The sequence below is a fragment of the Burkholderia sp. BC1 genome, from assembly GCF_052683555.1.
Window position 1 is genome coordinate 1 of the sequence record NZ_JBQYLP010000118.1, and the last position, 9115, is coordinate 9115.

General features: G+C 62.7%; 13 protein-coding genes. 1 reads left to right on the top strand and 12 read right to left on the bottom strand.

Annotated features, from left to right (window positions below):
- Positions 1–261: 261 nt before the first annotated feature.
- The 10 genes from ACSHSS_RS28950 to ACSHSS_RS28995 form a co-directional block, all read right to left on the bottom strand.
- Complete coding sequence (locus ACSHSS_RS28950; RefSeq protein ID WP_445545869.1) at positions 262–1305, bottom strand: PDDEXK nuclease domain-containing protein; 1044 nt, start codon at positions 1303–1305, stop codon at positions 262–264.
- 207 nt (positions 1306–1512) lie between these two features.
- A complete protein-coding gene (locus ACSHSS_RS28955) occupies positions 1513–3174 on the bottom strand; it encodes a phage integrase family protein (protein WP_445545881.1) in 1662 nt (553 codons plus the stop codon).
- 96 nt (positions 3175–3270) lie between these two features.
- Positions 3271–4089, bottom strand: a complete 819-nt coding sequence (locus ACSHSS_RS28960; RefSeq protein WP_445545870.1) for a hypothetical protein — start codon at positions 4087–4089, stop codon at positions 3271–3273.
- A gap of 5 nt (positions 4090–4094) precedes the next feature.
- Positions 4095–4343 carry a hypothetical protein gene (locus ACSHSS_RS28965; RefSeq protein ID WP_445545871.1) on the bottom strand — a complete coding sequence of 83 codons (249 nt, stop codon included), beginning with the start codon at positions 4341–4343 and terminating at the stop codon, positions 4095–4097.
- A 50-nt stretch (positions 4344–4393) separates the two neighbouring features.
- Positions 4394–4573: a hypothetical protein gene (locus ACSHSS_RS28970; RefSeq protein WP_445545872.1), complete on the bottom strand. Its 180-nt coding sequence runs from the start codon at positions 4571–4573 to the stop codon at positions 4394–4396.
- 27 nt (positions 4574–4600) lie between these two features.
- Positions 4601–4954 carry a hypothetical protein gene (locus tag ACSHSS_RS28975; protein ID WP_445545873.1) on the bottom strand — a complete coding sequence of 118 codons (354 nt, stop codon included), beginning with the start codon at positions 4952–4954 and terminating at the stop codon, positions 4601–4603.
- A 5-nt stretch (positions 4955–4959) separates the two neighbouring features.
- Positions 4960–5865, bottom strand: a complete 906-nt coding sequence (locus tag ACSHSS_RS28980) for a hypothetical protein (protein ID WP_445545874.1) — start codon at positions 5863–5865, stop codon at positions 4960–4962.
- The gene (locus ACSHSS_RS28985) at positions 5862–6113 is read right to left on the bottom strand and encodes a hypothetical protein (RefSeq protein WP_445545875.1); all 252 of its coding nucleotides are present in this window, start codon (positions 6111–6113) and stop codon (positions 5862–5864) included. Before ACSHSS_RS28985 ends, ACSHSS_RS28980 begins: the two co-directional genes overlap by 4 nt.
- 53 nt (positions 6114–6166) lie before the next feature.
- A complete protein-coding gene (locus tag ACSHSS_RS28990) occupies positions 6167–6628 on the bottom strand; it encodes a hypothetical protein (protein ID WP_445545876.1) in 462 nt (153 codons plus the stop codon).
- 10 nt (positions 6629–6638) lie between these two features.
- Positions 6639–7724: a hypothetical protein gene (locus ACSHSS_RS28995; RefSeq protein WP_445545877.1), complete on the bottom strand. Its 1086-nt coding sequence runs from the start codon at positions 7722–7724 to the stop codon at positions 6639–6641.
- 359 nt (positions 7725–8083) lie between these two features.
- On the opposite strand from ACSHSS_RS28995, the gene ACSHSS_RS29000 reads away from it, so the two are divergent.
- On the top strand, positions 8084–8398 hold the full coding sequence (locus ACSHSS_RS29000; RefSeq protein ID WP_445545878.1) for a helicase: 315 nt from the start codon (positions 8084–8086) through the stop codon (positions 8396–8398).
- Positions 8399–8529: 131 nt separating this feature from the next.
- Here the strand turns inward: ACSHSS_RS29000 and ACSHSS_RS29005 are convergent, their stop codons facing one another.
- Together ACSHSS_RS29005 and ACSHSS_RS29010 are read right to left on the bottom strand one after the other, a co-directional pair.
- Positions 8530–8856, bottom strand: a complete 327-nt coding sequence (locus ACSHSS_RS29005; protein ID WP_445545879.1) for a hypothetical protein — start codon at positions 8854–8856, stop codon at positions 8530–8532.
- A 10-nt stretch (positions 8857–8866) separates the two neighbouring features.
- Positions 8867–9052 (bottom strand): hypothetical protein, encoded by a 186-nt coding sequence (locus ACSHSS_RS29010; RefSeq protein WP_445545880.1) that lies wholly within the window; start codon positions 9050–9052, stop codon positions 8867–8869.
- Positions 9053–9115 lie beyond the last annotated feature (63 nt).

Sequence of the window (9115 nt, forward strand, 5' to 3'; positions counted from 1 at the left end):
TCCATGATCACGATCCGCCGAAATGCGTGATCACGTTCGCCGGAATACGCAATTCAATTGTCCACAAACGGTGAAAAAACCAGCGGAAAGGGAAAGCTTTGGACGTGCTTTGAGCGTGTCGGAGGTCGAGCGGGCATGGGGCCGACGGGACTTCATTCGGGAATATCGAATTTGACATAATATGTATTATCAGCAAAACAGGGTCGGAACCGGCCATATTAGGAATTTTGTAGAGTCTTTACTGCGGTGGACCAACCAGGCTCAGTCTGAATCAGACAAATCCGGGCCCAATTCTGCTTCAATCTGGTCAATGGATGGCAATCCTGCTTCCAGCGACGCGGGGACGTCTCGGAGGAGCTGGTATTCGGCGACGCCCATCGGATTTGCCATGCCACGCAACGCATACTCGGCAACCAAACGGTTCTTTTCCCGGCACAGGAGCAGCCCGATGGTCGGATGATCATCAGGCGACTTCAACTCCGAGTCGACCGCGGACAGGTAAAAGTTCAGTTGCCCGGCATATTCGGGACGGAACGGTGTTGCCTTCAGCTCTACCACCACGTAACTGCGAAGCTTCAGGTGGTAAAACAGCAGGTCGATGAAGAATTCGTCGCCGCCGACTTCAAGCCGATACTGCCGGCCTACGAACGCGAAGCCGGCGCCAAGCTCGAGGAGAAAGCGAGTAATGTGCCGCGTCAGCCCCTGCTCGATATCGCGTTCTTGAGCATCTTCGGACAATCCAAGGAAGTCGAAGATGTACGGATCTTTGAGCGCTTCGCGCGCCAGATCTGATTGATGAGGCGGCAAGCGAGCGTCGAAATTGGTTACGGCCGCACCCGCCCGCGCATGTGCTTGCGTGTCAATTTGCATCGCGAGAACGTTGCGGGACCAGCCGTGCTCAAGTGCCTTGCCCGCGTACCAATCGCGGACCGCCGGATCCTTTGCTTTGTCGAGCAAGGTACAGAGATGAAACCACGGCAATTGTGCAGCAGGCTGCTGCACAAATTCCGATGATGGCCATGCTTGCGCTAGAGCCCGCATGTATTTCAGGTTGCGCGGAGAGAATCCCCGCATGTCGGGAAATGCAGCCTTTAGGTCCTGAGCCAGCCGATCGATGACTTTTGTCCCCCACCCTTGTCGCTCCTGGCGTTCGAGAATGTCGCTACCGATCTGCCAGTACAGTGTCACCAGCTCGCGATTCACGCTTGCGGCGGCGCGTGCACGGGCAAGCTCGACCCGCTGCTTGAGCTCCGTGAGCCAGCGGCGATAGTCTTCGTCACCCTGCAGGGTAAGGGAATTTGTCATCCAGCCTTTCGTTTGCAGTGTCGTAGTCAAAAAGATAGTGGGCATTATCCCGGCTGCAACCGGTATGAGGCAATGCCTCGCCGAACCGAAGGGAAAGTTGATCAAGCCCTATAGGGACCATTCCCAACACCGCCTTCGCCATGCCCCAGATCGATCCCTAGCGATCGCGTCGAAATGCTGCCGATTTTTCCAGCGGGTACTTTATTTTTACTCGATCAAGCGCGCGTGGAATTTCCCGATCTCCGCGCGACGGCGCTTCTCTTCGGCCGTCACGTATTCGGACGTCGTTTGAAGCGAAGCATGCCCGAGCAACTGCTGCACGACGTCGAGCGGTACGTCGGCGGCCACCGACTGCGTGCCAAACGTGTGGCGGAACGCGTGGGGCGATAGGCCGGTGAGGCGCCGACGCTCCGACTCGGTCAAATCTATCATTTTTTCGAGCAACTGCTCGATCGCCCACTGGGCGAGACCGCGCGCGCCGCGCACCGAATAGCCGGGCAGTATCTTCTGGGTCGCACTGTCGCTGGCGTCGTACTTGCGCGCGAACTTTTCGCGTGCCCGCGGGGTGCGCGGAATGACCAGCGGCGCGATCAGGGCGCCGTCCGTTGATCCCGCACCGTCGGGCGCGTCGAAGTCCAGCCCCCGGTCCCGCCAGTGGGCGCGCAGCGCGTCGATACACGTGCCGCTGATCGGCACGAAGCGCTCCTTGCGCCGCTTGCCGATGACCCGTAGCCCCCAGGTGGCCGGAATCTCGCCATCGGCCGGATGTAGCTCGAGCGCATCCCGCGACGCGGCGCTCGCTTCGGCAATGCGCAGGCCCGCGTCCCCCATCATCAGCAGCAGCGCGCGGGCTGCCCGCCAACGCGGCGCCTGCGGGCCGGCTCCCTCGCTCCAGTCAGCAAGCGCGGCGCGTGTGCGCGTCCACAAATCGAACGGCAGCGCTCGGCCCACGTGCAGGCGTTTGGCGTGCTTGACGGGCTTCGGGTCGACGACGGCCGCCCACGGATTGCCCGCGAGGTAGCGGACCTTGACCAGCCACTCGAAGGCTGCGCGAATCGCGCGCACCGCGTACAACTGGCTGTCGAGCGACAGGCCGCCGAGGCCGAACGGCCGCCAGCGGCCGGAGGCCCGCGACACGGGCAGCCCGATAAACGCGGCCGATGGCGCGGCGAGAAATGCCTTGTACGCCTCGCAATCCTCGACCTGCATTGACGACAGCGCGACCCTACGCTCGACGATTGCCCACAACAGCAGCCGTTCGAGCTCGCGCCGGTACGCGCGCTGCGTCGCGTCCTGGCCGGTGTAGCGGCTCAGGTAGGCGCGCACGGCCGCGAGATCGTGCGACGCCCGGATGTACGGAAACACCACCGTCCGATTCGTGCCCGCCGCGCCGGACAGCGGGTGCGGCACCGCGAGCCGCTCGAGGGGTTCCAGCTGCCCGCGCGCGGGTTCAACGGTTTGCCCCGGCAGCACCAGCGGCTCGGCGGTATCGACGTCGACATCGACCGATTGACCGATCGTGTCGGCATGGCGGCGCAGCCACGTGACCAGCATGCGCGCGCGGTCGGCGCCGATGCGCGGCACCGAGCGCCACCAGCTGCCGCCGCGGCGATTGCAGAACGCGACCAGCTCGCCGAGCGTCACGACGCCCTCGCCGGCCAGCCGATCGGCGATGAGCGGTCGCCACCATCGGCTCACCGGATGGTCGGCGGCCGGAGTCGCAGCGGCCCACGCGCCGGCGGCCTGCTCGATCATCTGCAGGGACACCGGTGTCAGGCGGGGTTCGCACTTCGCGATCGACGCCTGCAGGTGCGACATCAGCACCGCCGAGCCCTCTCGCAGCGCGTGCGCCACGAGGTCGTCGCGCATCGTGCGCAACAGGCGCTCGACGTCGAGCGACTCGGTCGTGTCGGCGTCGAAGTAGCGCCGCGCGATGGTGCCATGAGTGAGCTCTCGTGAATGGATTTAATGCCGGGACGCCGGCGCAGCACGTTCCGTCGCGGTGCCGCGCGTCGCCGGGTGGCAGACCTGATCGACCGTCGCCGTCTCGAACCGAAGGACCCCGTCACGCGGCGCGAACTGCGCGGTATCACGTAGAGGGTCGTAGATCGCACATCCGGTCCCGGCACACGCGATCAAAAAACCGGAGTAGTGCGCGGTCGCACTCCCTGCCACGCGCTCGATCACGATCGGTTTGAACCTCGGATACGGTAGCCGCTGTGGGTCACAGGTGGTCATGGCTTTGCGTTGTTCGACTGCAGCGTCGACACCATTCGATTCCGCGTACTTCTGCAGCGCGAAAAAGCAGATCACACTGAGCGCCGACGCGCCGGCGAACAACAGGGCTCGGGTGACGCCGCGCTCGATCCACTCAGGCACCTTCCGGGGCGACGCCGAACGCTTCGGTGCAGGGAGCCCCTTCCTTTCCCGGCGCTGCTGAAGCTTCGTGGCAACCAGCCGGTTCAAGCCGTAGACCGGAATCAGGTACAGCGACAGCAGGACCAGCGTGACCAGGGCCGTCAGCACCGCCGTCAACCCTGCACCGAGCCCTGCGTAGATCGTCTCGATGCGGCCGACGGGCAACAACTCGGGATCGAGGCCCCACATCAACAGCATGGCGCTGCGCGTTGCGCGCCCAACGCAGTACAGCAGCCCCGCCGGCAACGCCGCGCCGAGCGTCGTCATTATCGCGATCGCAACGCCGTTCAGTTTCCCTGCCCCGCCCGCGTCCTTCGCGCCGGTCGTCCTGCGATGCCGCCACGTCGCATTGACCGAAGTTTTCATACGCGTCAGGCGGTTGCCGAGCGCTTCGCGTAAGCGAGCGCCTCAAAACGTTCACCGTCCGCACGGATCTCGGCTGCATGGGCTCGGTCCAGCGTCACGACGAGTGCATCCCACAGCGCCCGCGCGGCGCGAGTCTCTCCCAAGGCAAGGCCGAGGCTGTAGCTGCCGAGCTCGCAGGCCGCGGCGCGTTGCATGGCGTCGCGGATCTCGCGCTCGGTGTGCTTCGTGAGTGCTTCGTAGGTCAGACCGGCCATTATTTTTTCCTTTCTCGTTGGCCCGCCCCGTTCGGGGCGGGCGGGGTCACTTAATGAAAGTGGTCGAAGATCTCGCGAACGAGATCCCGAACCAGACGGTAGGCGCTGGTCACTCTGAGCAGCCAAATCAGCCGGCGCCAACGCGGATCGTGCGGATCGAACATGATGTCCTCCTGGAACGCCTTTCGCGCGGAATGCGGAAAGTGATGCAGGAGGTGTTCAACCAGCACGCAAGTTTTCGGTCATCGGCCGCCGCTTCAGGGCGGACCGAACAACGTCGACCAAAGCGTGCCGGCGGTCCCGAGCGCAACTGCCGCCGCGGTCAATCCGGCAGCAATCTTGTTCAACCGTCCCATTTCGCGATTCGCCTCCAGCTGCGCGGTCCAGATCGCCTCTGTCGCGTTCATTTGCCTAACGTGCATCCACAACTGTTTCTGGTCGAGCTCGACGGGTTCGAATTCGAGTGGATCGAACGGGTCGGCCGGGTCGAGTTCGACGCGCTTGACATCGACTTTGGCGGATCGGTACCAATACCAGGCGCCCACCATGCCCGCGACGAATGCGGCAGCTGCCAGCGCGGACGGGATCCACTTACGGTTGACGAACATCACGAATGTCATTTCCGAACACCGTTTGTGTCTGCGGGTGGCTGACCCGAGTCGTCTGTCACTGCCGGACCAACCGCGTTGGCATCGTGCCGCTGAGCGAATTTTGCTTCGACGATCGGCCAGGCCGCTGCCACTGCCTGTACGGCGGCGGCCAATCCCGCAGCGATTGCGACCCAGTAGAGATGCTGTTGGATTTTCTGGCTGTCCTTGTGACGTCGCTCATCGGTCAAGAACGACTCGATTTCAGCAATGGCCCGCGGCCCCGGGCGATAACCCGCGACATTGTCGAATTCGACCAGTTGGTCATGATGCAGCGACTGGAGCAGCAGCCTGGTGTAATTCAATGTCTCAACCGCCGCAGGGTGACGAGTCCAACGCTTGCCATGCTGCTTAGTCAGGATATCCAGCGGCGACTGGTAGAGGTACTCCTGTCCATGCGTTGCAAGCGAGGCATGCTCGATCAACCACTGCAGCAGATCCATGCGATTGCGCCGCTCCAGCGACTGCCGGTTGAAGCGCCCTTGCCGGGCGTCCTCTCTCCAAGCAACCAGGTGGTAGTACCCCCCCACCAGTCGTAACCAAAGCGTCGCCGAATCGCTTTCGCTGAATTCGTACTGCCGCAGATAGTAGGTGTAGTGCGCCTTTGCCATCGCGGCACGCGCAACCGGAATCGTGACCGGTGTAACGTACTCGCCAGATTTATTCGGTTCAATTGGCGGCACCCACACGCGCCCTTCAATGAAATTACCGACGAGCGCATCGACCAGCACGTCGCCCTCGGTCAGGTCGCTCAAGGCCACCGAAAAATAGTCCCGCTGCATCAGCCGCTCGCCGCTGAGGGGGATCCGGCTTGGCGAGCGCTTCGCCGTGACGCGCGCCATCGCGCGGCGGAAGGTCCATTCGCGCAGGCTCATGCGGCCTCGCTCGTCGACACCAGTGCAACAGGCGCCACCGCGCGGATCTTGGCGACCGCCCCGAGCGACTGGCGGGCGAGCGTCTCGGTTTCCTCCGCGCTACCGATCATCCGGAAGTGATGTTCGCTATTCAACTGCCCGGCGACATCAATCTCGACGAGTGCGTGGTCGGTATGCGCGCGCACCGTCGCGCGTGCGTGAACGGACGCCTCGCCTCGTCCCTTGGTATATCGCGCGGTGGTCTTCATCCAGTCTCCTGCAGGTTGAAATCGCGTTCAGGAAGTGGCCGCCGGCGCCGCCATCAAGGCGAGCACTCATCGATCATGTGCCGCACTGTGTCATGCGTCGACGGCGCGAGAAGTTTGTTGTGCATGTCCGCGCTGTCGGTATACCAAACGCCCTCGACATCGTCTTGCTCGATCAGTGTTTGCAACGTCCGCGCGTATTGCAGTCCGGGCCCATCGCGGTATCCAGTCACATTCCAGTATCGTGAGAGGTAGTCAATCCGGTACAGACGATGGTCGAGCGACGGTGCACCCTGCGCTCTTGCGCCAGCCCCGTCGCCCCGGTACCGCAAGGACCCATCTGGCCAGAGGTCGGCCCACCAATCGTCGTCCTCCTTGTGAATCAAACGTTCGTAGTCATCGTACTTGCGCGAGATTGCCACCCCGGTCCGGGCCGAGATCGCTGCCTCGAGATCGGACAAGCGTGCCAGGGTCGGCACTTGCCTGAACAGCACAAAAATGATGGCAGTGGTACTCATCAAGGTGCCCTCAGAAACCGTATTGATCGTCGGCCCAGCGGCGCAGCACCTGGTAGTCGTGCTCGGGAAGCACGATCAAGCCTGCTTCCGCCGCGTCAAGCACGCGCTCCATCTGACCACTCAGAATCAAGTTGCCGTGCAGGCCATAGAAGTACCAGGCGAAGCGATGGCCGATGCGCTCGTCGAACTGCGTGAGCTTCCCGTACAAGCTGTACGCGTCCAGCTTCGCGGTGTTCTTCAGCGCCGCGATCTTGCGCGTGTGGGTCCAGCGCGGCACGAAATCCATACCGTGTCCGTGGTGCGGATCGGTGTAGTCCTCGGTACTGAACACCCAGCGCGCGCAGGCCCGCTCGCCGGCGCGGCCCGCGCTCGATGCGGCCCAGTCGTCGAAGAAGCGGCGGCCGCGCCACTGTTGCCGTTCGTAGCCCGGCGTGAGCTCGCGCACGCTGACCACCCGCTCTTCGCCCGTCTCGACGTTCCGCTCGAGCAATTCCCGATCGCCGTCGCGCTGCCGCCGCTCAAGATAGGTCGCCTCTGCCAGCGCCGTGAAGCGTTGCATATCGATCACCGCCGCGAGCCGATATCGCGGCGTCCCGAGCATGCGCCGCTCAAACCGTTCGACTGGCATGTCGTGCCACCCCGAGCGCAACTCACGCGCGTCCGGAAAGCGCCAGGGTGTGGTGCGCGGAAACACGGTGCGCTCCACGAATTCCTGTTCCTCCCAGACCTCCAGCTGCACGAAATTGTCCTGGTCGCCGCCGCGGTCGTACACGAAGAAATGCAACAGCGGCTGAACCTCGACCAGTTGATAGCCGGAATCCTGATGCGTGATTAACACGTCTTGCACCGAGCCGCCGTGTGCGTCGAGTTGTGCGTCGATCCACGCATGGTAGTCAGCTGCGATCTCGCGACCCTCGGCATCGATCACGCGCGCCGGGCGTTCGGAGAATTCGTCGCGCGTCACGGCGTAGCGCGCGCCTCGATAGTCTGTTCGGGTCGCGAGCGCGGTCAGCAACTCGGCGTGCTTCGGCGTCACCGGAGTGGCCGCGACGATCGTCGCCAGCACGTCGGTCTGCAGTTCGTATTCCTTGCGCATCAGTGGTCCCCGTTCAGGATTGATCGGCCGTCACCGGTGTGCAAATTCCCTACTCCGGCGCGGCTCAGTTCGTACTATAGGGGTTTTGGGGCATTAAATGCCATGCCGCTAATACGACATAGCGGCATTGAACGCCATGCAGGCAAAAGCCGGCCTGTCACGCCATAGCAGCGCAAGTTCAGGTGGGGTAATGCGAAAGCGGGCTCACGTTGTGTGCAAGGTCACGCTTTCGGCGCTGCGGCGGCCCGCCTCGTCAGAAATCGCCCCCTTTAGCCTTCCCGCGGCCATCGCACAACATTGCCGATTTCGGTGATCCTCGTGCAGCGTTAGAATAGCGCCCCTTCTTACGGGAGACGACAATGTCCTGGTTCGTTTATGAAGTGCCCGAATACCACGAAGACGCTGCGCGCATCGAACCCTTCAGCGACCTGCGTAGCCGTGTGCTGAAAGTCGGTGGCCCGGCCATGGCTGACGACCTGGAAAGCGTTCGCAAGAACGCCGCAGCGACAGCGGACACGCCAGAGCGGCCCCTGCGGACGCCGGAGAATCCGCAGGTCTTTCCGATTCCCTACGCCGACTCCATGATCCTGGTCGGGTTCATCTTCGATCTGAAGCGAGAATTCCGGCAACTGGTCGTTTCACCCGTGGAAATGGCCTGGTTGAACGATGCGTAAACGGTGGTCCGACCGGAAGCCGACGGGAGAGTTGCTTCTGTTCCGGGGCCGGGTCCGACTATCCACTGCACGCTTTCGGATACGCATGCATGGAGCTGGACCCGTACGTCGAACTGAATCGAACTGCACCATTAAAACAGGTAGAGCTGCCGTGGATCTCGAGTGGATACCGAGACGCGGTCGACATCTTTCCCGAGACGCTGCATCCAGGCAATCACGGGGACGTGCGCCCCATCCACGATCAAGTCGAAGGCAAACGCTTCAAACCCCTCGCGAACAAGATGCGTCATAGGCCGCCATGTCGGCGTCCAACCTCGCGCACGTGTGCGGGCAAGCAATTGACGCTTGGTCAGGCCCGGCACGCACTCACGGACGAAACGGATACAGGCGTCGGGTACCGACTCGGGAGGGAACGTCGGCGGTAACGCGAAGGCCGACAGGCGCAAGATGTCTGTCATCCACAGTTCTCTACAACAACGACAACTGAGCCGGTATGCTGGTGGGAACTGTTGGATCGCCCTCTTTTACCGCCAGGCTCTGCCGGTCCATGGATTGAGGGTTCTCATCGTCCGGTCGATACTTCCGCACCCAGTCGGCGCCCAGAACATCGGATGAGAACACAACGCCGGGCGCAATCTGAACAAGTTCGCTCATCTGCGGATTTTCCTAAGGAAACGCTGATTTATTCGGCTCGGCGGTCATCGCAGACGTAGCCGA